The sequence below is a fragment of the Pseudomonas sp. GD04091 genome (genome assembly GCF_029836165.1).
Taxonomy (GTDB): Bacteria; Pseudomonadota; Gammaproteobacteria; order Pseudomonadales; family Pseudomonadaceae; genus Aquipseudomonas.
In genome coordinates, this window is sequence record NZ_JAOEBG010000001.1 from 116,630 (window position 1) to 137,690 (window position 21,061).

The window sequence follows — 21,061 nt, forward strand, 5'->3', positions numbered from 1 at the left end:
GAAGACATGTTTTGTATACAACATTTTGAAGCAACCCCACCAACTGCGACGAAATGCCGCTTTTCAGCGAGGTGACCGCTAAGTCGCGCCTGCCGACGAAAATGGATTGACCTTTTGCGCAGAGCATGAATACACTCTGTCGCAACGCAAGTTGTATACAATTACAAAATCGATGAGGCACAACCCATGAGCAAAATGAGAGCAATCGATGCAGCCGTTCTGGTCATGCGCCGTGAAGGTGTAGATACCGCGTTCGGCATTCCAGGGGCTGCCATCAACCCGCTGTACTCGGCCCTGAAGAAAGTCGGTGGCATCGATCACGTCCTCGCTCGCCACGTCGAAGGTGCCTCGCACATGGCCGAGGGTTACACCCGCGCCAACCCAGGCAACATCGGTGTATGCATCGGCACTTCCGGTCCTGCCGGCACCGACATGGTCACCGGTCTGTACAGCGCCAGCGCCGACTCCATTCCGATCCTCTGCATCACCGGCCAGGCCCCGCGCGCGCGTCTGCACAAGGAAGACTTCCAGGCCGTCGACATCACCAGCATCGTCAAGCCGGTCACCAAGTGGGCCACCACCGTTCTGGAGCCAGGCCAGGTACCCTATGCCTTCCAGAAGGCCTTCTACGAAATGCGCACCGGCCGCCCGGGCCCGGTGCTGATCGACCTGCCGTTCGACGTGCAGATGGCCGAGATCGAATTCGACATCGACGCCTACGAACCGCTGCCAGTACATAAGCCACAAGCCAGCCGCGTACAGGCCGAAAAAGCCCTGGCCCTGCTCAATGACGCCGAGCGTCCGCTGCTGGTGGCCGGTGGCGGCATCATCAACGCCGACGCCAGCGACAAGCTGGTCGAGTTCGCCGAACTGACCGGCGTGCCGGTGATCCCGACCCTGATGGGCTGGGGCACCATCCCGGACGATCACGAGCTGATGGTCGGCATGGTCGGCCTGCAGACCTCGCACCGCTACGGCAACGCCACCCTGCTCAAGTCCGACCTGGTGTTCGGTATCGGCAACCGCTGGGCCAACCGCCACACCGGCTCGGTAGACGTCTACACCGAAGGCCGCAAGTTCGTCCACGTCGACATCGAACCAACCCAGATCGGCCGCGTGTTCACCCCTGACCTCGGTATCGTTTCCGACGCCGGCAAGGCCCTGGAGGTGTTCCTCGAAGTGGCCCGCGAGTGGAAAGCCGCCGGCAAGCTGAAGTGCCGCAAGGCCTGGCTGGAAGAATGCCAGGAGCGCAAGGCCACCCTGCAACGCAAGACCCACTTCGACAACGTGCCGGTCAAGCCGCAGCGCGTATACGAAGAGATGAACCAGGTGTTCGGCAAGGACACCTGCTACGTCAGCACCATCGGTCTATCGCAGATCGCCGGCGCGCAGTTCCTGCACGTGTACAAGCCACGCCACTGGATCAACTGCGGCCAGGCCGGCCCGCTGGGCTGGACCATTCCCGCCGCCCTGGGCGTGGTGAAGGCCGATCCGAAGCGCAAGGTCGTCGCGCTGTCCGGTGACTACGACTTCCAGTTCATGATCGAAGAGCTGGCCGTAGGCGCGCAGTTCAACCTGCCCTACGTCCACGTGCTGGTGAACAACGCCTACCTCGGCCTGATCCGCCAGGCGCAGCGTGGTTTCGACATGGATTACTGTGTACAACTGGCGTTCGAGAACATCAACTCCACCGACGCCGCCACCTATGGTGTCGATCACGTCGCCGTGGTCGAAGGCCTGGGCTGCAAAGCGCTGCGCGTGTTCGAACCGGCCGACATCGCCCCTGCCCTGCTCAAGGCGCAGAAGATGGCCGAAGAGTTCCGCGTGCCGGTGGTGGTCGAAGTGATTCTCGAGCGTGTGACCAACATTTCCATGGGCACCGAGATCAACGCGGTCAACGAGTTCGAAGACCTCGCCCTGGTCGGCAACGACGCGCCGACCGCCATCTCGCTGCTGGACTGATCGCCTGACGCCCCCGCGCCTTGCGCGGGGGTATTCAACGCAAGGAGACGACTTATGCCTCGCTTCGCCGCCAACCTGTCCATGCTGTTCACCGAACAGGACTTCCTGGCCCGCTTCAAGGCCGCCGCCGACGCTGGCTTCAGCGGCGTCGAATACCTCTTCCCCTACGATTTCAGCGCCGCCGAGATCAAGCAGCAGCTCGACGCCCACGGCCTGACCCAGGTGCTGTTCAACCTCCCCGCTGGCGACTGGGCCAAGGGTGAGCGCGGCATCACCTGCCACCCGGACCGTGTCGAAGAATTCCGCGCCGGCGTCGACAAGGCCATCGAGTACGCCAAGGTCCTGGGCAACACCCAGGTCAACGCCCTGGCCGGCATCCGCCCCGAAGGCCTGGACTGCGCGACCGTGCGCAAGACCTTCGTCGAAAACCTGCGCTACGCCGCCGACAAGCTCAAGGCCGCCGGAATCCGCCTGGTCATGGAAATGATCAACACCCGCGACATCCCCGGCTTCTACCTGAACACCACGAAACAGGCCCTGGAAATCCAGGCCGAAGTCGGCAGCGACAACCTGTTCCTGCAGTACGACATCTATCACATGCAGATTATGGAAGGTGACCTGGCGCGCACCCTGGAAACCAACCTGAAGCTGATCAACCACGTGCAGCTGGCCGACAACCCGGGCCGTCACGAACCGGGCACCGGCGAGATCAACTACCGCTTCCTGTTCGAGCATCTGGACCGTATCGGCTACCAGGGCTGGGTGGGCGCGGAGTACAAGCCCAAGACCACCACTGAAGCCGGCCTGGGCTGGCTGAAGACCCACAACGCAATTTAAGTGGCCACGCAGGACAGTTGTAGGAGCGGCCTTGTGTCGCGAAAGGGCTGCGCAGCAGCCCCGGCAATCTTCCTGACTGGCTGAGATCGTGGGGCCGCTTCGCGCCCCAATCGCGACACAAGGCCGCTCCTACAGGGGTCTTGTCGCCTGTTCATACAAATACAAGAGGCACAATCTCATGGCTAAAATCGGCTTCCTCGGCACCGGCATCATGGGCAAGCCCATGGCCCAGAACCTGCAAAAAGCAGGTCACAGCATCTTCGTCTCCACCCACCACGACGCAGCCCCGGCCGACCTGATCGCCGCAGGCGCCGTGGCCCTGGCCAACCCGAAGGAGGTGGTTCAGGAGGCCGAGTTCATCATCGTCATGGTTCCGGACACCCCGCAGGTCGAAAGCGTCCTGTTCGGTGACAACGGCGTCGCCGAAGGCGTGGGCCCGAACAAGGTGGTGATCGACATGAGCTCGATCTCCCCTACCGCCACCAAGGCCTTCGCCGAGAAAATCAAGGCCACCGGCGCGGCGTACCTGGACGCCCCGGTGTCCGGCGGCGAAGTCGGCGCCAAGGCCGGCACCCTGAGCATCATGGTCGGTGGCTGCCCGAAAGCCTTCGAGCGCGCCTTGCCACTGTTCGAAGCCATGGGCAAGAACATTACCCGCGTCGGCGGCAACGGTGACGGCCAGACCGCCAAGGTCGCCAACCAGATCATCGTCGCCCTGAACATCCAGGCCGTCGGCGAAGCCCTGCTGTTCGCCGCCAAGAACGGCGCGGACCCAGCCAAGGTGCGTGAGGCACTGATGGGCGGCTTCGCTTCCTCGAAGATCCTCGAAGTGCATGCCGAGCGCATGATCAAGGGCACCTTCGACCCGGGCTTCCGCATCAACCTGCACCAGAAGGACCTGAACCTGGCCCTGCAGGGCGCCAAGGAACTGGGCATCAACCTGCCCAACACCTCCAACGCCCAGCAAGTGTTCAGCACCTGCGTGGCGCTGGGCGGCGGCAACTGGGACCACTCGGCGCTGATCAAGGGCCTGGAGCACATGGCCAACTTCTCGATCCGCGACGACAAGTGATTTGAATTCCGGGGCTGCTGCGCAGCCCTTTCGCGACACAAGGCCGCTCCTACAGGCGGTACGCAATCCCTGTAGGAGCGGCCTTGTGTCGCGAAAGGGGCGCAAAGCGCCCCCACGATTCCAGATCCAACACCGCTGAACCTGCAACCACAGGTCCAGTGGTGACCCCGAGCAACACCCGCCCCTGGTTCGGCCTGCACGGAGGCAGTTCCAGGGGCGTTTTCGATTTTGCAGAACAACAAGAACCTGGGAGCCTGCCATGTCGGTCGATCCACAAAAACTCCTGCGCGAGCTGTTCGACACAGCCATCGCCGCCGCCCACCCCCGTCAGGTCCTCGAACCTTACCTGCCCGCCGATCGCAGTGGTCGGGTCATCGTCATCGGCGCCGGCAAGGCCGCCGCCGCCATGGCCGAAGTGGTCGAGAAGAGCTGGCAGGGTGAAGTCTGCGGACTGGTCGTCACCCGCTACGGCCATGGCGCCAGCTGCCAGAAGATCGAGGTGGTCGAAGCCGCCCACCCGGTCCCCGACGCCGCAGGCCTGGCCGTGGCCAAGCGCGTGCTCGACCTGGTCAGCGACCTGAACGAAGACGACCGCGTCATCTTCCTGCTGTCCGGCGGCGGTTCCGCCCTGCTGGCATTGCCCGCCGAGGGCCTGACCCTGGCCGACAAGCAGCAGATCAACAAGGCCCTGCTGAAATCCGGCGCCACCATCGGCGAGATGAACTGCGTGCGCAAGCACCTCTCGGCGATCAAGGGCGGCCGCCTGGCCAAGGCCTGCTGGCCGGCCACCGTCTACACCTACGCGATTTCCGACGTGCCCGGCGACCTTGCCACGGTCATCGCCTCCGGCCCTACCGTGGCCGACCCGAGCACCTGCGCCGATGCCCTGGCGATCATCAAGCGCTACAACATCGACGCGCCCAAGGCCGTCATCGACTGGCTCAACAACCCGGCTTCCGAGACCGTAAAGGCCGATGACCCGGCCCTGGCCCGCAGCCACTTCCAGCTGATCGCAAGGCCCCAGCAGTCGCTGGAGGCCGCCGCGGTGAAAGCTCGCCAGGCCGGCTTCAGCCCGCTGATCCTCGGTGACCTGGAAGGCGAGTCGCGCGAGGTGGCCAAGGTGCATGCCGGCATCGCCCGGCAGATCGTCCTGCATGGCCAGCCGCTGAAGGCCCCCTGCGTGATCCTCTCCGGCGGCGAGACCACCGTCACCGTGCGCGGCAACGGCCGTGGCGGGCGCAACGCCGAGTTCCTGCTCAGCCTCACCGAGAACCTCAAGGGCCTGCCCGGCGTGTACGCCCTGGCCGGCGACACCGACGGCATCGATGGCTCGGAGGACAACGCCGGCGCCTTCATGACCCCGGACAGCCACGCCCGCGCCGAGGCCCTGGGCCTGTCGGCCAGTGATGAGCTGGACAACAACAACGGCTATGGCTACTTCGCCGCGCTCGACGCACTGATCGTCACCGAGCCGACCCGCACCAACGTCAACGACTTCCGCGCCATCCTGATCCTCGAGACTCCGCAATCATGACGCCTGATAAAAAAGTGAAAATCCTCGCCACCCTCGGGCCTGCGATCAAAGGCATCGATGACATCCGCCAGCTGGTCGAGGCCGGGGTGAACATCTTCCGTCTCAACTTCAGCCACGGCGAACACGCCGACCACGCCCTGCGCTACCAGTGGATCCGCGAAGTCGAGCAACAGCTGAACTACCCGCTGGGCATCCTCATGGACCTGCAGGGGCCGAAGCTTCGCGTCGGCCGCTTCGCCGAAGGCAAGGTCCAGCTGCAACGCGGCCAGGCCCTGCGCCTGGACCTGGACACCACCCCGGGTGACAGCCGCCGGGTCAACCTGCCTCACCCGGAGATCATCGCCGCGCTGCAACCGGGCATGGACCTGCTGCTGGACGACGGCAAGCTGCGCCTGCGGGTGACCGCCAAGCACAGCGACGCCATCGACACCGAAGTGCTGGCCGGTGGCGAGCTGTCCGACCGCAAGGGGGTCAACGTGCCCCAGGCGGTGCTCGACCTCTCCCCGCTCACCGAGAAGGACCGCCGCGACCTGGCCTTCGGCCTGGAGCTGGGCGTGGACTGGGTGGCGCTGTCGTTCGTCCAACGCCCCGAGGACATCCTCGAGGCACGTCAGCTGATCGGCGACCGTGCCTACCTGATGGCCAAGATCGAGAAACCCTCGGCGGTCGAGCAGTTGCAGGCCATCGCCGAGCTGTCCGACGCGATCATGGTCGCCCGTGGCGACCTGGGCGTGGAAGTGCCGGCCGAGAGCGTGCCGCAGATCCAGAAACGCATCATCGGCACCTGTCGCCAACTGGGCAAACCGGTGGTGGTGGCCACCCAGATGCTCGAGTCCATGCGTTTCTCCCCTGCCCCGACCCGCGCCGAAGTCACCGACGTGGCCAACGCCGTGGCCGAAGGCGCCGACGCGGTGATGCTGTCGGCCGAGACCGCCTCGGGCGACTACCCGCTGGAAGCGGTGCAGATGATGAGCAAGATCATCCGCCAGGTGGAGAACGGCCCGGACTACCAGGCCCAGCTCGATGTCGGCCGGCCCAAGGCCGAGGCCACCGTGTCGGACGCCATCAGCTGCGCGATCCGGCGCATCAGCGGCATCCTGCCGGTAGCGGTGCTGGTCAACTACAGCGAGTCGGGGGCCTCGACCCTGCGTGCCGCCCGCGAGCGGCCACGGGCGCCGATCCTCAACCTGACGCCGAACCTGCGGACCGCTCGCCGCCTGAGCGTGACCTGGGGCGTGCACTCGGTGGTCAACGACCGCCTGCGCCAGGTCGACGAAGTCGTCTCCACGGCGCTGGAGATCGCCCAGGCCCAAGGCATGGCCGGCCGTGGCGACACGTTGCTGATCACCGCCGGTGTGCCTTTCGGCAAGCCGGGTTCGACTAATACGCTGCGGATCGAGACCTTGGTCTGAGATCGCCGGGGGCGCTCTGCGCCCCTTTCGCGACACAAGGCCGCTCCCACAGGGATCAAACCCAGGCATGAATACACGATCCCTGTGGGAGCGGCCTTGTGTCGCGATTGGAGGGCGCAGCCCTCCCCGTACACCGCTACAACAGAACTGCGGAAAACCGAGGCCCAAAGAGGCCCACCGCTCCCCCACCCACCTTACCGACTGCCCATGTACACCAAGAATTTCGTCAACCCGTGCCCCGACTGGGCCACGGCTTTGCTCAACGGCTTCAGCCAGGTGCTGCTGCTGCGCAATCCCCTGTGCGGCCTGTGCTGCCTGTTGGCCATCCTGCTGACCGCGCCGAACCTGGTCGGCGGCGCCTTGCTCGGCGCCCTCGCCGGCCTGCTCACCGCCCAGCGCCGTGGCTACGACCGCACCGACCGGCAGGCTGGGCTGTACTGCTACAACGGCGTGCTGATCGGCATCCTGATCAGCGCCGTGCTGCCCTGGTCGGCCATCCTGCCGCCGCTGATCATCGCCGCCGGTGGCCTGTCGAGCATGCTCACCCACCAATGGCGCAAGCGCGGCGGCAAGCTGCTGATCGCCTACACCGCGCCATTCGTGCTGCTCGGCTGGGCCGCCCTGCTGCTGGCCGAGCCCTCGACCAGTCACCACGTCGAGGCCGATCCGGTGTACGCCCTGCTGCGCGGCGTCGGGCAGATCTTCCTGCTCGACAAGCCCATGGCTGGCCTGCTGATCGTGGTCGGCATGTACATCGCCAACCCCTATGCCGCCACCTGGGCTGTCATCGGTTCGGCGATCGGTGGCGGAGTCGCGCTGCTGGCCGGCGAGACGCAGGCAGTCTGGCTGGGGCTGTACGGCTTCAATGCGGCCCTGGCGGCGCTGGCCTTCAGTCGCCAGGGCGAAAAGCCGTGGCTCACCCTGCTCGCCATCGCTTGTGCCCTGTTGCTGCAACCGCTGTTCAACCTGCTGCCGATTGCCGGGCTCACCGCGCCTTTCGTCACGGCGTGCTGGCTCATGCACCTGGGCAATCATCTGGTCCAGCTCAATCAACGCCGCAACGCCCCTCGCTTGCACAGCTGAAACACAGCCCCTAGGCTCTGCCCATTCGCACAATGGAACGCGCCCATGGACAACCCTTCGAGCCTGCGCGAGCGGCTCTACGTCATCGTCTTCCAGACCGACACCGTCGCTGGCAGGCGCTTCGACAAGATCCTCCTGCTGATCATCCTCGCCAGCCTGGTCACGGTGATCCTCGACAGCATCGACGAGGTCCACCAAAGCTACGCCGGCCTGCTGGCCGGCATCGAGTGGGGCTTCACGGCGATCTTTCTCGCCGAGTACATCACCCGCCTGTACTGCTCGCCAAAGCCCCTGCGCTACGCCTTCAGCTTCTACGGGCTGGTCGACCTGCTGGCCATCGTGCCGGGCATCCTCGCCCTGTACTACAGCGATGCCCAGTACCTGCTCATCATTCGCGTGATCCGCATGCTGCGGATCTTCCGCGTGCTCAAGCTCAGCCCCTACCTGAAGCAGGCCCATTACCTGCTGGCGGCGTTGCAGGGCAGCAAGCAGAAGATCATCGTGTTTTTGCTCAGCGTGTCGACCCTGGTCACTGTGTTCGGCACCCTGATGTACGTCATCGAAGGCCCCGAGCATGGCTTCACCAGCATTCCCAAGGGCATCTACTGGGCCATCGTCACCCTGACCACCGTGGGCTTCGGCGATATCGTGCCCAAGACCCCGCTGGGTCAGGTGCTGTCGTCGCTGGTGATGATCACCGGTTACTCGATCATAGCGGTGCCCACCGGTATCTTCACCGCCGAGCTGGCCAATGCGCTGCGTGGCGAACAGCTGCAGCACGACTGCCCGACCTGCGCCAAGCATCACCACGAACACGGCGCGGCATTCTGTTCACGCTGTGGCAATGCGTTGTTTCCAAAGCAATAGGCAGAGCCCCAAGGCGGGGCAAGCATAAGCAAAGAGCCATTTGATCTTTAGCGACCAAACAGCCAACCGCTATAGTCGCTGGCATATCGCCAACCCTTTGAATCAGAACAAGGAATGCCTCCAGTGAAAAAACTCTTCAGCGCCTCGCTGCTCGCCGCGGGCCTGGCCCTAAGCAACCTCGCCCAAGCCGCCCCGACCCTGCTCAACGTTTCCTACGACGTGATGCGCGACTTCTACAAGGACTACAACCCGGCGTTCCAGAAGCACTGGGAGAAAGAGCACAACGAGAAGGTCAACCTGCAGATGTCCTTCGGCGGCTCGAGCAAGCAGGCGCGCGCGGTGATCGATGGCCTGCCGGCCGACGTGATCACCATGAACATGGCCACCGACATCAACGCCCTGGCCGACAACGGCAAGCTGGTGCCGGAGAACTGGGTGAGCCGCCTGCCGAACAACAGCGCGCCATTCACCTCGGCCACCGTGTTCATCGTGCGCAAGGGCAACCCCAAGGCGCTGAAGGACTGGCCGGATCTGCTCAAGGATGGCGTGCAGGTGATCGTGCCCAACCCCAAGACCTCGGGTAACGGCCGCTATACCTACCTCTCGGCCTGGGGCTACGTGCTCAAGCAGGGCGGTGACGAAACCAAGGCCCGCGACTTCGTCGGCAAGCTGTTCAAGCAGGCGCCGGTACTGGACACCGGTGGCCGCGCCGCCACCACCACCTTCATGACCAACCAGATCGGCGATGTACTGGTGACGTTCGAGAACGAAGCCGAGATGATCGCCCGCGAGTTCGGCCGCGACCAGTTCGAGGTGATCTACCCGAGCGTGTCGGCCGAAGCCGAGCCGCCGGTGAGCGTGGTGGACAAGGTGGTGGCCAAGAAAGGCACCCAGGCCGTGGCCGAGGAATACCTGAAGTACCTGTGGTCGCCCGAGGCCCAGGAGATCGCCGCGAACAACTACCTGCGCCCACGTGATCCGGCAGTGCTGGCCAAGTACACCGACCGCTTCCCGAAAGTCGACTTCCTGTCGGTGGAGAAGACCTTCGGTGACTGGCGCACCGTGCAGAAGACCCACTTCAATGACGGTGGCGTGTTCGACCAGATCTATACCAGCAATTGATCACTGACCTGTACCGGCCTATCGCCGGCAAGGGCAACTTATCACCTCTGGCGGAACACCAGCGCCTTCAGGCCACCCTCCGGGTCCGCATCGGGAAACTCCGGCGGATTCTCCAGCCGCTCGACGAATGCCAGCCCCGGCGCATGCTCGGCCATCCCCTCGATGAGAAACTTCGGCCCGATCCCCGGATCGTTGACGCAAGCCAGCACGGTGCCGCCTTCGTTCAACAACTCCGGCAGACGACGAAGGATCTTGGCGTAGTCCTGGGTCAACACGAAGCTGCCACGCTGGAAGGTCGGCGGGTCGATGATGATCAGGTCGTACGGCCCGTACTTGCGCACCTTGCCCCACGACTTGAACAGTTCATGCCCCAGGTAGGCGACCCGCGACGCATCGTGGCCATTGAGCCGATGGTTGTCGCGCCCCCGCGACAGCGCCGACTTGGCCATGTCCAGGTTGACCACCTGTTCCGCCCCCCCGGCGATCGCCGCCACCGAGAAACCACAGGTGTAGGCGAACAGGTTGAGCACCCGCTTGCCCGTCGCCTGTTCGCGGACCCAGCGTCGGCCATGGCGCATGTCGAGGAACAGGCCGTTGTTCTGCCGTACCCCCAGATCCAGCAGGTACTTCAGGCCATCCTCGACCACCTCGCGCTGCTGGCAGGGCTCACCGAGCAACCACTGGCCCGGGCTGTCGGGCAGATAGCGGTGTTGCAGCAAGATCGCCTGGCCGGTCCACTGCGCACGCTCGGCCAGGGCGCGCAGCATGGCCTCGAGCTCCGCCAGCTGGTCTTCGGGCGGCTCGCGGAACAGCGCCACCGACAGCACGCCGTCGAGCCAGTCGACGGTGATCTGCTCCAGCCCCGGCCAGCAGCGGCCGCGGCCATGGAACAGGCGGCGAGTCTCCCCAGGCGCGGGGTCGAGGGCGGCGAGCAGGTGCTGCTCGAGAGTGGCGATGGCTGGAGTCATGTCGGCTACGGTCAGGCAAAAGAGCGTCATTCTACCCGCTAGTGCCAGCGCCTGGCCGTCATCGATGAAGGGAATAGGAGGGTTTGCCGCATTTTTGTCGCTTTTTTTGCCCGCCGGCCGCCAGGGATAGTGAGGGTATCGCTCTCTGGAACAGGAACACCCGCATGCCTTCCCTCAAGATCGAATTCTTCCACGATGTCGTCTGTGGCTGGTGCTTCGTCCTCGCCCCGCGGCTCAAGCAGCTGCAGGACGAACTGGACCTGGATATCCAGCACCGCACCTTCATCCTGCAGACCAGCCGTGAAGCGATGATCGAACGCTTTGGCTCGATGCCCCAGGCCAAGCAGACCATTCTCGACCACTGGCGCTCATGCGCCCACGCCGAGGAGGTCAAGCGCATCGATATCGAAGGCATGCGCCGACAGCCCTTCGAGTACCCCTCCGGGCTGCTGGCCGGCCTGGCGTGCCAAGCCGCCACCGCGCTGGACGGCAATGAGGGCCACGGGCGCATGTTCGATCACCTGCAGGAGGCCCACCTGGTGCAAAGCCGCAACATCGGCGACCACGACACGGTGCTGACGGTGGCCACCGAAGCGGGCTTCGACCCGCGGGCCTTCGCCCTGGCCTTCCACGATCTGGCACCGCGGATGCTCGATCAGGAACTCACCCGCGGCGAGCGCCTGGGCATCACCTCAGTCCCCAGCCTGGTCATCGATGGCCGCTACCTGCTACCCGGTGCCCTGAGCCTCGAAGCACTGCGCAGCGCCATCGCCAGGGTTCGCGACAGCGTCAGATGAAGATGCTGCCGCGCAAATACAGCGCCCCTCGGCCGCTGATGATCACCCGCCCGTTGCCTGGCACGTCGCACTGCAACTGGCCCTTGCGTGCCCCGCCCTGTTCGCAGCGCAGGCTGCCCTTGCCCAGGCGTTCGGCCCAGTACGGCGCCAGCGAAGTGTGCGCGGAGCCTGTGACCGGGTCCTCGTTGACACCCACCCGTGGCCCGAACCAGCGGGTGACGAAATCGAAGCCGCGCCCCGGCGCCGTCACCGCGATCCCCCGCACATCGAACGCGGACAACGCCACGAAGTCCGGTTTCAGCGGATCGAGCAGCGCGGCATCGTCGATCACCAGCACATAATCGTCGGTCCGGTACAGCGCCCGGGCTTCGTTCAATCCAAGGGCCGCCAGCAACTTCGGCTCCATCGCCACGGCAACCGGCTGCTTGGCCGGGAAGTCCATGGCCAGCAGGCCGTCGGCCGAGCGGCTGACCCGCAGTTCGCCACTGCGGGTATTGAAGCGCAGCACCTCGGCACGCTCGCCCAGCTGCTCGAACAGCACCCAGGCGGCCGCCAGTGTCGCATGGCCACACAGGTCGACCTCCACCGCCGGGGTGAACCAGCGCAGGTCGAACGATTGGCCATTGCGCACGAAATAGGCGGTTTCGGACAGGTTGTTTTCTTCTGCGATGCGCTGCAGCAGTGCATCTGGCAACCACTGCTGCAGCGCAATCACCGCCGCCGGGTTGCCACCGAATGGCGCGCAGGAAAAAGCATCGACCTGGAAGATTTCGAGTTGCATGCAAAAGCTCCTCATGCCCGGCGCACGGCCAGGCAGACATCGGGAAAGGAATCAGGCACGAACCGGCGTCAGCACCGGCTCGCCGGCGAAGAACGCCTGCAGGTTGCGCAGCACCAGCGTGACGGTGTCGCGCGCCGCCTCCGGCGATTGTCCCGCGACATGGGGCGTGAGCACGGTGTTGCCCAGTTGCTTGAGCGCATCGGGCACGACGGGCTCGTCGTCGAACACATCCAGCGCCGCCCCCGCGATCACTCCTTGCTGCAAAGCGCCGACCAGGGCGTCGGTGTCCACCACACTGGCACGGGCGATATTGACCAGATAGCCCTCGGCCCCCAGCGCCTCGAGTACCCGGGCATCCACCAGGTGCCGGGTACCAGGACCGCCGGGCGTGGCGACCACCAGGATATCCACGGCTTCGGCCAGGTGCAGCGGGCTGTCGTACCAGGTGTAGGGCACCTCGGCGCGTGGGGTGCGACTGTGGTAGCTGACGTGCATGTCGAAGCCTTGAGTCGCGCGCCGGGCGATGGCCTGGCCGACCGCGCCCAGGCCGATGATGCCCAGGCGCTTGCCGCTTACCGACGGGCTGATCACCCGGTTCCACTCGCCCCGGCGGGTGCTGGCATCGGCGCGGGGAATGTCGCGCAACAGCGCCAGCAACAGGGCCATGGCGTGGTCAGCCACGGGGCCTGCGTTGGCGCCGGCGCCATTGGTGACGGTGATGCCACGCGCAGCGGCGGCGGCCAGGTCGACCCGCTCGTAGCCCGCGCCGATCACGCAGATGATCCGCAGCCTGCTCAAGGTGTCGATTTCCGCAGCGCTCAGACCCAGCGGCCCACGGGTGAGTACCGCATCGATCTCATCGGCATGGCGGGTAATGGCCTCGGCACGCATCTGCGGCGACGGGGCAAGGATCAGGCGGTAACCGGCCTGTTCCAGTAACGGCAGGTAGTCATCGACGGTTTCCACCAGCACCAGGACTGTCTTGCTCATGCCACCCTCCGGTTGAATGCGAAGGGGGATTATGCCAGCTGTTGACGCCGCCGGCCGAATCGCCGGGCAAGCCCGCTCCCACGCGGGTGATGGAGCCCCGCGATTCGGATTCGGCTTATGGCAATTATTGCCCGAACGCCCGGCCCAGCCCGCCTGGCACGCCACTGCTGTCAGTATCCTGCCACGGCCCGTTGGGGCTCAGCGACCAGCTCCAGCCGTTGTTCCAGCGGTAATAGGTGCGTTGGCGATAGAAGGTGTTGGGCTGCTTTTCCAGCACATACACGCCCAGCTTCGGGTCCCAATGACTGGCGCCGCCGGGTGGCGGGGCGAAGCTGGCGGAGGTCCGTGGCACGGGCTTGGGAATGGCGGCCGGCTTGCTTGGCTGGGTCGTGGGCTGGCCGCCCGGCAACGGCTTGACCACCGGCCCCTGGTGCGGTGGCGGCGTGGTCTCGATCGGCGGCAGCGGCTCACGCTCCGTCGGCTGCTGCACCGTACACGCGCAAAGACCCAGGGCCAGGGTGATCAGGGTCAGGCGTGCGGTGCTGTTCATGAGGGTCGCTCTCTTACGTATCGGGGCTGTCGATGGTCAGGTGCTGGGTGGCCTGGGTGTCGGTGGCCAACGGGGCGCTCTGACCCTTCCACTCGCCGCGGGTCGGCACGCCGGCGCGGGAGACACGGGCAACCAGTTGGACTTCGGCGAAGTCCGACAGTTTCATCTGCGCCATCATGGCGTCGGCATCGGACAACTCCACTTCGATCGGCAGTTGCGCCACGGTCACCCGCTTGGCCGCCACCGGCATGGGCGGGCCGTTGCTGGCGCGGGCAAAGATGAACACGGTGTCGTCCGGGCGCACCTTGTCCTTGAGTGCCGCCGCCAGTTCGACCCGCACCTTCAGGCGCGCCGTTTCGGCAACCTTGCCACCACCGGCCTTGAGCTTGTCGGCGGCGCGATCGATGCCGCCCTGCAGCGCGGCGCGGGAGGCATCGCCTTCGGGCAGTTGCGCCAGCAGGCGCTGCCAGTAGTCGATGGCTTCCTGGTAACGCTCGCCCTCGAAGGCAGCGATGCCACGCAGGCCCAGGCTGGTGACTTCCCGGGGATCGGCTTTCAGCGCTTCGTCGGTAAGGGCCTGCACCTGCGCCGACCACTGCTTGTCGGCGGCGAAGTACAGGGCCTGGGCCCACTGCCCGAGCAGCTCGGGCTGGCGCCCGGCCAGGGTCACGGCGCGCTCGAAGGCCTTGGCCGCATCCGCTGGCCGCTGCTCGGCCATATAGGCCCGACCCAGGAAATACAGGCCCTCGGCCGAATCCGGCTGGGCCTGCACCACACGTTCCAGGCGCGTGGTCATCTCTTCCATCGACCGTGGTGCGCTGGCGAACTCCTGGGTCAGTTCGACTTTGTCCGCGGCACCGAAGTGCAGGTACAGCCCCAGGGCCATGGCCGGCACCAGCACCGCCGCCAGCAGCGGAATGGCCTTGCCCAGATGTCCCTGGCGCGCCGCCTCGCTGCGCTCGGTATCGGCCAGCAGTTCGCGGGCAGCCTCGTCGCGGCCCTTGGCCAGCTGTTCGTTGTCGAGCACACCGGCCGCCTGCTGGGCGGTCAGTTCGGCGACACGCTCCTCATAGAGCGCGACATTGAGTGCGGTACGGTCCTGTTCGGCCTGCTGGCGGCGATGACCCCGCAGGATCGGCAGCAGCAGGAAAGCCAGGGCGGCGAGCAGCAGCAGGCCCGCGCTAAGCCAGAATTCAGTCATGGGTACGTTCTTTATCCAGCAGTTTGGCGAGGCGTTCGCGTTCGTCGGAGGACAATTCGGTGCTACCGGCCACGGCCTGTCCGCGGCGGCGGCGGACGATCACCGCGAGCACCACGAAACCACCGGCCAGGAGAATCCCGGGGCCGAACCAGAGCAGCCAGGTGCGCCCGCTGAGCGCCGGCTTGTAGCGCACGAAGTCACCATAGCGATCGACCATGAAATCGACGATCTGCTGGTTGCTCTTCCCTTCACCCAGCATGCGGAAGATCTCGCGGCGCAGGTCGGCGGCAATCGGCGCGTTGGAGTCGGCGATATCCTGGTTCTGGCACTTGGGGCAGCGCAGTTCCTTGGTCAGCTGCTGGTAACGCTCGCGCTCGGCCTCGTCGCGGAACTGGTAGGTGTCGATGGCCGCCTTGGCCACGCCGGCCAGGCTCAAGCCGAGCACGGCAGCCGCAAGCCAGCGCCTCATGGCCTGGCCTCGTCGACCAGGCCCTGGTACAGCGGCGCCAGCTGTTCGCGCCAGACGCTGGCATCGACCACGCCCACGTGCTTGTAGCGAATGATGCCCTTGGCGTCGATCAGAAAGGTTTCCGGGGCGCCGTAAACGCCCAGGTCGAGCCCCAGCGAGCCTTGCGGGTCGGCGATGTTCAACTGGTAGGGGTTATGGAACTCGGCCAGCCACTTCAGCGCGGCGGCGTTGTCGTCCTTGTAGTTGACGCCGTGGATCACCACGCCCTGCTCGGCCAGCTGGTTCAGGTACGGGTGCTCGACCTTGCACGACGGGCACCAGGTGCCCCACACGTTGACCAGCGCCGGACGGCCAATCAGGTCGGCCTGGGTCAGGGTCCGGTCGCCCTGCACCGTGCCTAGCGAGAACGCCGGGAACGCTTTGCCGATCATCGCCGAAGGCAGTTCGTCGGGCTTGAGAAACAACCCCTTGTAGAGAAAGACCGCCACCAGCAGGAACACCGCCAGCGGCAGCACCATGATCCAACGCTTCATGCAGTTGCTCCAGACACGCCCAGGGCCTCACGCACCCGGGTCTTGACCTTGACGCGGTAGCGCCGGTCGAGGGCCGCCAGCAGCCCGCCCAGGCCGGTCAGCAGACCGCCCAGCCAGATCCAGCGAACATAGGGTTTGATGTGGACCCGCACCGCCCAGGCGCCGTTTTCCAGCGGCTCGCCGAGGGCGACATACAGGTCGCGGGTGAAGCCGGCGTCGATGCCGGCCTCGGTCATCATCGATTGCTGCACGGTGTACAGGCGCTTCTCCGGGTGCAGTACCGAGACTTCACGGCCATCGCGCGAGACACGGATGGTGCCCTTGTCGGAAATGAAGTTGGGCCCCTCGAAGTGCTTGGCGCCTTCGAACAGGAAGTGGTAACCACCCAGCTCGACACTCTCGCCCGGCGCCATGCGCAGGTCGCGCTCGGCGCTGTTGTTGCTCGACAGCACCACGCCCAGGGCGCACACCACCAGGCCAAGGTGCGCCAGGTGCATGCCCCAGTAGCTGCGGTTGAGGTCGCCCAGGCCTTTGAGCAGCCCCTTGTGCCGGGTCTTGTCGAGGATGTCGCGCGCGCCGCTGAGCACCACCCAGGCAGCCAGGGCGAACACGCTCAGGGCCGGCCAGTCGAAGTCGTCGACGATCAGCCCGGCGACCGGCGCCAGCACCGCGCTGCCGATCAGCACCGGGGTCAGCATGCCCGCCAGCCATTTGCCTGGCGTGTCCTTCCAGCGCACCACCACGCCCACGCCGAGCACCACCATCAGCAGGGCCATCAATGGCAGGAACAAGGCATCGAAGTAAGGCGGGCCGACCGACAGCTTGGCGCCGGTCAGGGCATCGAGCACCAACGGATAGAGCGTGCCCAGCAGGATCATCGACGCGGCCACCACCAGCACCAGGTTGTTGGCCAGCAGCAGGGTTTCACGGGACCACAGGGCGAAGCCCACCTGGCTCTTGACCACCGGCGCGCGCAGTGCGAACAGGGTCAGCGAGCCACCGACCACGAACAGCAGGAAGATCAGGATGAAGACGCCGCGGGACGGGTCGGCGGCGAACGCATGCACCGAGGTCAGCACACCGGAACGCACCAGGAAGGTTCCCAGCAGGCTCAGGGAAAATGCGGCGATGGCCAGCAGCACGGTCCAGCTCTTGAACACCCCGCGCTTCTCGGTGACCGCCAGCGAGTGGATCAGCGCGGTGCCCACCAGCCAGGGCATGAACGAGGCGTTTTCCACCGGATCCCAGAACCACCAGCCGCCCCAGCCCAGTTCGTAGTAGGCCCACCAGGAGCCGAGGGTGATGCCCACGCCGAGGAACGCCCAGGCAACGATCGTCCAGGGTCGCGACCAGCGCGCCCACGCCGCGTCCAGGCGCCCGCCCAGCAACGCGGCGATGGCGAAGGCGAAGGCCACCGAGAAGCCCACATAGCCCATGTACAGCATCGGCGGGTGAACGATCAGGCCGAAGTCCTGCAACAGCGGGTTGAGGTCGCGGCCATCGCCCGGCACCTGCGGCAGCAGGCGCTGGAAGGGGTTGGAGGTGATGATCAGGAAGCTCAGGAAGCCCACGCTGATCATGCCCATCACCGCCAGCACCCGGGCCAGCATCACCTGCGGCAGCTGGCGCGAGAAGATCGACACGGCGAAGGTCCAACCGCCGAGGATCAGCGCCCACAGCAGCAGCGAGCCTTCGTGCGCGCCCCACACGGCACTGAACTTGTAGTACCAGGGCAAGGCGCTGTTGGAGTTGCTGGCGACATAGGCGACCGAGAAGTTGTCGGTCATGAAGGCGTGGGTCAGGCAGGCGAAGGCGAAGGCCAGGAAGGCGAACTGCCCCCAGGCCGCCGGACGCGCCAGGCCCATCCACAGGCTGTCGCCGCGCCAGGCGCCGAGCAGCGGCACGGTGGCCTGCACGGTGGCGAAGCAGATCGCCAGGATCATCGCCAATTGGCCCAGCTCAGGGATCACCAGGGCCGCATTCATGGCTTGGCCCCCGCATCGCTGGCCGCCTGGCCGCTTTCCTTCAAGGCCTTGGTGACCTCCGGCGGCATGTATTTCTCGTCGTGCTTGGCCAGGACCTCGTCAGCCACCACCACGCCGTCGGCATTGAGCTTGCCGAGGGCGACGATGCCCTGCCCTTCGCGGAACAGGTCGGGGAGGATGCCGCGGTAGGTGATCGGCACCGACTTGGAGTAGTCGGTGACCACGAAGCGTACGTCCAGCGAATCCGCCGAACGCTGCACCGAGCCCTTCTCGACCATCCCGCCAGCGCGGATGCGGGTATCCAGCGGTGCTTCACCGTTGGCGATCTGCGTAGGGGTGTAGAACAGGTTGATGTTCTGCTGCAGCGCGCTCAGGGCAAAGCCCACGGCGACGCCGACACCGGCCAGCAGGCCGAGAATGATGAACAGGCGTTTCTTGCGCTGCGGATTCACGGTTTGTTCTCCCGGCGCAGACGACGCGCCTCTTCTTGCAGGTAGCGACGACGGGCCAGCAGGGGGGCGGCGACATTGAGCGCCAGCACCGCCAGGCAGATGCCGTAGGCCGACCAGACGTACAGGCCATGGTGGCCCATGGCGAGGAAATCACTGAAGGACGCGAAGCTCATCGTGCCGTCTCCCGCCCAAGGTGGCTCAACACCTCATCCTTGACCCAACTGGCGCGCGCTTCGCGCTTGAGCACTTCCAGGCGCATGCGCAGCAACAGCACGGCGCCGAAGAAGCAATAGAAACCCAGCGCCGTCAGCAGCAGCGGCAGCCACATTTCGGCCGGCATCGCCGGTTTTTCGGTCAGGGTGAAGGTGGCGCCCTGGTGCAGGGTGTTCCACCACTCCACCGAGTACTTGATGATCGGGATGTTCACCACCCCGACGATCGCCAGCACCGCGCAGGCCTTGGCCGCGCTGTCGCGGTTACTGATCGCCTGGCCCAGGGCGATGATGCCGAAATAGAGGAACAGCAGGATCAGCATGGACGTCAGGCGTGCGTCCCAGACCCACCAGCTGCCCCAGGTCGGCTTGCCCCAGATCGCCCCGGTCACCAGCGCCACGGCGGTCATCCAGGCGCCGATGGGCGCGGCGCACTGCAGGGCGACGTCGGCCAGTTTCATCTTCCACACCAGGCCGACCACGCCGGCCACGGCCAGCAGGACGTAGCAGGACTGCGCCAGCATCGCCGCCGGCACGTGGATATAAATGATGCGGAAACTGTTGCCCTGCTGGTAGTCCTGGGGCGCGAAGGCCAGGCCCCAGACGGTGCCGACCAGCAGCAGGAGAATGGCGGAAACGGTCAGCCATGGCAGCATGCGGCCGCTGATGGCATAGAACCATTTGGGGGAACCCAGTTTGTGGAACCACGTCCAGCTAATTTTCATCAGGGTACATCCAGGGTATTGGCCGGGCTGCGATGCCCGGGACTCGTTATTCGCCGACGCTGATCTTCAGCCCGGCGGCGATCGCAAAGGGTGCCAGTGTCACCGCCAGGGCCGTCAGGCTGGCGAGCCAGAGCAGATGACCGGTGGCCGGCATATTCTGCAACGCCGCCTGCAACGCACCACTGCCCAGGATCAATACAGGGATATACAACGGCAGAATCAGCAATGCCAGCAGCAACCCACCGCGCTTGAGCCCGACCGTGAGCGCCGCACCCACCGCGCCCAACAGGCTCAGCACCGGGGTGCCCAGCAGCAGGGAGGCGAGCAGCACCGGCAGGCAACTGGTCGGCAAGCCCAGCATCAACGCCAGCAGCGGCGCCAACAATACCAGCGCGAGGCCGGAAAAGATCCAGTGCGCCAGCACCTTGGCCAGCACCAGCATGGCCAGCGGGTGCGGTGACAGTACCCACTGCTCCAGCGAACCATCCTCGAAATCGCTGCGAAACAGCCCGTCGAGCGACAGCAGCACCGCCAGCAAGGCCGCGACCCAGACCAGTCCGGGCGACAAGGTTTGCAACAATTGCGTCTCGGGACCGACCGCCAGCGGGAACAGGGCGACGACGATGGCAAAGAACACCAGCGGGTTGGCCAGCTCGGCCGGGCGGCGGAACAACAGGCGCGCCTCACGGCGCAGCAGTAACAGGAATACGCTCATGCGGCCCACTGCCCCAGGTTCAGCTCGCGGTAGCCGGAGGGCTTGCGCTCGAGCGTGTGGTGGGTGGTCAGCACGACCGTGCCGCCCTGCTCGCAATGCGCCGCCAGGTGCGCTTCGAGCTGCGCGACACCCTGCTTGTCGAGGGCGGTGAACGGTTCGTCGAGAATCCACAGCGGCGGGCTGTCCAGGTACAACCGGGCCAGGGCGACACGGCGTTGCTGGCCGGCCGACAAGGTGTGACAGGGCACGTCCTCGAAACCACGCAGGCCGACCGCCTCCAGCGCCTGCCAGATGGCGTCGCGGCTGGCCGGCTGATGCAAGGCACAGAGCCAGGCGAGGTTCTCTTCGGCGCTGAGCAGGTCCTTGATCCCGGCCGCATGGCCGATCCACAGCAGGATGCTGGCCAGCGCATGGCGCTGTTCGGCCAATGGCTGGCCGCTCAGCAGGATCTGCCCGGCGGTGGGTTGCATCAGCCCGGCCAGCAGGCGCAGCAGGCTGGTCTTGCCACTGCCGTTGGGGCCGGCGATCTGCAGCATGTCGCCGGGCTGCAGTTCGAAGTGCAGGTGCTCGAACAACAGCCGCCAGTCGCGCTCGCAGGCCAGGCCCACGGCTTGGAGGTGAAGGGTCACGGTTTTGCCTTATGCGGTTGGGCTCATGTCAGGCGTCGCCTGCTTTGCGGGCAAGCCCGCCCCCACAGAGTCGGCAGATCCCTGTGGGAGCGGGCTTGCCCGCGAAGCAGGCGCCACCGATGCTGGGCCTTGTGTCTCAAGTCGCCCTCGGTCCTGCCGTTATAC

General features: G+C 65.7%; 22 protein-coding genes. 9 read left to right on the forward strand and 13 right to left on the reverse strand.

Features of this window, described 5'->3' with window-relative positions; all coding sequences use genetic code 11:
• Positions 1–186 precede the first annotated feature (186 nt).
• From gcl to N7422_RS00520, 8 genes are all read left to right on the forward strand, one after another.
• Entirely contained in the window at positions 187–1,962 is a 1,776-nt protein-coding gene (gcl, locus tag N7422_RS00485; RefSeq protein ID WP_279804584.1) for a glyoxylate carboligase, read from the forward strand.
• Positions 1,963–2,016: 54 nt separating this feature from the next.
• A complete protein-coding gene (hyi, locus tag N7422_RS00490) occupies positions 2,017–2,799 on the forward strand; it encodes a hydroxypyruvate isomerase (RefSeq protein ID WP_050706605.1) in 783 nt (260 codons plus the stop codon).
• A gap of 178 nt (positions 2,800–2,977) precedes the next feature.
• A complete protein-coding gene (locus N7422_RS00495) occupies positions 2,978–3,871 on the forward strand; it encodes a 2-hydroxy-3-oxopropionate reductase (protein ID WP_279804586.1) in 894 nt (297 codons plus the stop codon).
• A 259-nt stretch (positions 3,872–4,130) separates the two neighbouring features.
• Complete coding sequence (locus tag N7422_RS00500) at positions 4,131–5,405, forward strand: glycerate kinase (protein ID WP_279804587.1); 1,275 nt, start codon at positions 4,131–4,133, stop codon at positions 5,403–5,405.
• Complete coding sequence (pyk, locus tag N7422_RS00505) at positions 5,402–6,817, forward strand: pyruvate kinase (protein ID WP_279804588.1); 1,416 nt, start codon at positions 5,402–5,404, stop codon at positions 6,815–6,817. The genes N7422_RS00500 and pyk overlap by 4 nt, the downstream gene beginning before the upstream one ends.
• Positions 6,818–7,024: 207 nt before the next feature.
• A complete protein-coding gene (locus N7422_RS00510) occupies positions 7,025–7,900 on the forward strand; it encodes an urea transporter (RefSeq protein ID WP_279804589.1) in 876 nt (291 codons plus the stop codon).
• Positions 7,901–7,945: 45 nt separating this feature from the next.
• A complete protein-coding gene (locus N7422_RS00515; protein WP_279804590.1) occupies positions 7,946–8,767 on the forward strand; it encodes an ion transporter in 822 nt (273 codons plus the stop codon).
• 123 nt (positions 8,768–8,890) lie between these two features.
• Positions 8,891–9,889, forward strand: a complete 999-nt coding sequence (locus N7422_RS00520; RefSeq protein WP_279804591.1) for a sulfate ABC transporter substrate-binding protein — start codon at positions 8,891–8,893, stop codon at positions 9,887–9,889.
• A gap of 41 nt (positions 9,890–9,930) precedes the next feature.
• Here N7422_RS00520 and N7422_RS00525 read toward each other — a convergent pair whose 3' ends face one another.
• On the reverse strand, positions 9,931–10,857 hold the full coding sequence (locus tag N7422_RS00525) for a class I SAM-dependent methyltransferase (protein WP_279804592.1): 927 nt from the start codon (positions 10,855–10,857) through the stop codon (positions 9,931–9,933).
• Positions 10,858–11,021: 164 nt separating this feature from the next.
• Here N7422_RS00525 and N7422_RS00530 point away from each other — a divergent pair, with 164 nt between their 5' ends.
• A complete protein-coding gene (locus N7422_RS00530; RefSeq protein WP_279804593.1) occupies positions 11,022–11,654 on the forward strand; it encodes a DsbA family protein in 633 nt (210 codons plus the stop codon).
• Here the strand turns inward: N7422_RS00530 and N7422_RS00535 are convergent.
• The 12 genes from N7422_RS00535 to ccmA form a co-directional block, all read right to left on the reverse strand.
• A complete protein-coding gene (locus N7422_RS00535) occupies positions 11,647–12,435 on the reverse strand; it encodes a PhzF family phenazine biosynthesis protein (RefSeq protein WP_279804594.1) in 789 nt (262 codons plus the stop codon). The two genes, N7422_RS00530 and N7422_RS00535, sit on opposite strands and share 8 nt — an antisense overlap.
• Positions 12,436–12,486: 51 nt before the next feature.
• The gene (locus N7422_RS00540) at positions 12,487–13,425 is read right to left on the reverse strand and encodes a 2-hydroxyacid dehydrogenase (protein ID WP_279804596.1); all 939 of its coding nucleotides are present in this window, start codon (positions 13,423–13,425) and stop codon (positions 12,487–12,489) included.
• Between the two features lie 124 nt (positions 13,426–13,549).
• Positions 13,550–13,975, reverse strand: a complete 426-nt coding sequence (locus N7422_RS00545; protein WP_279804597.1) for a hypothetical protein — start codon at positions 13,973–13,975, stop codon at positions 13,550–13,552.
• Between the two features lie 13 nt (positions 13,976–13,988).
• A complete protein-coding gene (ccmI, locus tag N7422_RS00550) occupies positions 13,989–15,176 on the reverse strand; it encodes a c-type cytochrome biogenesis protein CcmI (protein WP_279804598.1) in 1,188 nt (395 codons plus the stop codon).
• Complete coding sequence (locus N7422_RS00555) at positions 15,169–15,645, reverse strand: cytochrome c-type biogenesis protein CcmH (RefSeq protein ID WP_279804599.1); 477 nt, start codon at positions 15,643–15,645, stop codon at positions 15,169–15,171. Before N7422_RS00555 ends, ccmI begins: the two co-directional genes overlap by 8 nt.
• Positions 15,642–16,178, reverse strand: coding sequence for a DsbE family thiol:disulfide interchange protein (locus tag N7422_RS00560; RefSeq protein ID WP_279804600.1), 537 nt, complete (start codon positions 16,176–16,178; stop codon positions 15,642–15,644). The genes N7422_RS00555 and N7422_RS00560 overlap by 4 nt, the downstream gene beginning before the upstream one ends.
• Positions 16,175–18,148, reverse strand: a complete 1,974-nt coding sequence (locus tag N7422_RS00565; protein ID WP_279805089.1) for a heme lyase CcmF/NrfE family subunit — start codon at positions 18,146–18,148, stop codon at positions 16,175–16,177. The genes N7422_RS00560 and N7422_RS00565 overlap by 4 nt, the downstream gene beginning before the upstream one ends.
• 11 nt (positions 18,149–18,159) lie before the next feature.
• Positions 18,160–18,615 carry a cytochrome c maturation protein CcmE gene (gene ccmE / locus N7422_RS00570; RefSeq protein ID WP_023632021.1) on the reverse strand — a complete coding sequence of 152 codons (456 nt, stop codon included), beginning with the start codon at positions 18,613–18,615 and terminating at the stop codon, positions 18,160–18,162.
• The gene (gene ccmD, locus N7422_RS00575; RefSeq protein WP_046854700.1) at positions 18,612–18,788 is read right to left on the reverse strand and encodes a heme exporter protein CcmD; all 177 of its coding nucleotides are present in this window, start codon (positions 18,786–18,788) and stop codon (positions 18,612–18,614) included. Before ccmD ends, ccmE begins: the two co-directional genes overlap by 4 nt.
• Complete coding sequence (locus tag N7422_RS00580) at positions 18,785–19,552, reverse strand: heme ABC transporter permease (protein WP_279804602.1); 768 nt, start codon at positions 19,550–19,552, stop codon at positions 18,785–18,787. Before N7422_RS00580 ends, ccmD begins: the two co-directional genes overlap by 4 nt.
• 46 nt (positions 19,553–19,598) lie before the next feature.
• Positions 19,599–20,267 (reverse strand): heme exporter protein CcmB, encoded by a 669-nt coding sequence (gene ccmB, locus N7422_RS00585; RefSeq protein WP_279804603.1) that lies wholly within the window; start codon positions 20,265–20,267, stop codon positions 19,599–19,601.
• Positions 20,264–20,896: a cytochrome c biogenesis heme-transporting ATPase CcmA gene (ccmA, locus tag N7422_RS00590; protein ID WP_279804604.1), complete on the reverse strand. Its 633-nt coding sequence runs from the start codon at positions 20,894–20,896 to the stop codon at positions 20,264–20,266. The genes ccmB and ccmA overlap by 4 nt, the downstream gene beginning before the upstream one ends.
• Between the last annotated feature and the right edge of the window lie 165 nt (positions 20,897–21,061).

Excerpts from the sequence above, each read along its gene's own strand:
- N7422_RS00555 (WP_279804599.1), bottom strand. The coding sequence starts at position 15,645 with ATGAGGCGCTGGCTTGCGGCTGCCGTGCTCGGCTTGAGCCTGGCCGGC.
- ccmI (WP_279804598.1), bottom strand. The coding sequence starts at position 15,176 with ATGACTGAATTCTGGCTTAGCGCGGGCCTGCTGCTGCTCGCCGCCCTG.
- N7422_RS00500 (WP_279804587.1), top strand. The coding sequence starts at position 4,131 with ATGTCGGTCGATCCACAAAAACTCCTGCGCGAGCTGTTCGACACAGCC.
- N7422_RS00510 (WP_279804589.1), top strand. The coding sequence starts at position 7,025 with ATGTACACCAAGAATTTCGTCAACCCGTGCCCCGACTGGGCCACGGCT.
- N7422_RS00560 (WP_279804600.1), bottom strand. The coding sequence starts at position 16,178 with ATGAAGCGTTGGATCATGGTGCTGCCGCTGGCGGTGTTCCTGCTGGTG.
- gcl (WP_279804584.1), top strand. The coding sequence starts at position 187 with ATGAGCAAAATGAGAGCAATCGATGCAGCCGTTCTGGTCATGCGCCGT.
- N7422_RS00525 (WP_279804592.1), bottom strand. The coding sequence starts at position 10,857 with ATGACTCCAGCCATCGCCACTCTCGAGCAGCACCTGCTCGCCGCCCTC.
- ccmB (WP_279804603.1), bottom strand. The coding sequence starts at position 20,267 with ATGAGCGTATTCCTGTTACTGCTGCGCCGTGAGGCGCGCCTGTTGTTC.
- N7422_RS00515 (WP_279804590.1), top strand. The coding sequence starts at position 7,946 with ATGGACAACCCTTCGAGCCTGCGCGAGCGGCTCTACGTCATCGTCTTC.
- ccmD (WP_046854700.1), bottom strand. The coding sequence starts at position 18,788 with ATGAGCTTCGCGTCCTTCAGTGATTTCCTCGCCATGGGCCACCATGGC.
- N7422_RS00545 (WP_279804597.1), bottom strand. The coding sequence starts at position 13,975 with ATGAACAGCACCGCACGCCTGACCCTGATCACCCTGGCCCTGGGTCTT.
- N7422_RS00580 (WP_279804602.1), bottom strand. The coding sequence starts at position 19,552 with ATGAAAATTAGCTGGACGTGGTTCCACAAACTGGGTTCCCCCAAATGG.
- hyi (WP_050706605.1), top strand. The coding sequence starts at position 2,017 with ATGCCTCGCTTCGCCGCCAACCTGTCCATGCTGTTCACCGAACAGGAC.
- N7422_RS00495 (WP_279804586.1), top strand. The coding sequence starts at position 2,978 with ATGGCTAAAATCGGCTTCCTCGGCACCGGCATCATGGGCAAGCCCATG.
- N7422_RS00535 (WP_279804594.1), bottom strand. The coding sequence starts at position 12,435 with ATGCAACTCGAAATCTTCCAGGTCGATGCTTTTTCCTGCGCGCCATTC.
- N7422_RS00530 (WP_279804593.1), top strand. The coding sequence starts at position 11,022 with ATGCCTTCCCTCAAGATCGAATTCTTCCACGATGTCGTCTGTGGCTGG.
- N7422_RS00540 (WP_279804596.1), bottom strand. The coding sequence starts at position 13,425 with ATGAGCAAGACAGTCCTGGTGCTGGTGGAAACCGTCGATGACTACCTG.
- pyk (WP_279804588.1), top strand. The coding sequence starts at position 5,402 with ATGACGCCTGATAAAAAAGTGAAAATCCTCGCCACCCTCGGGCCTGCG.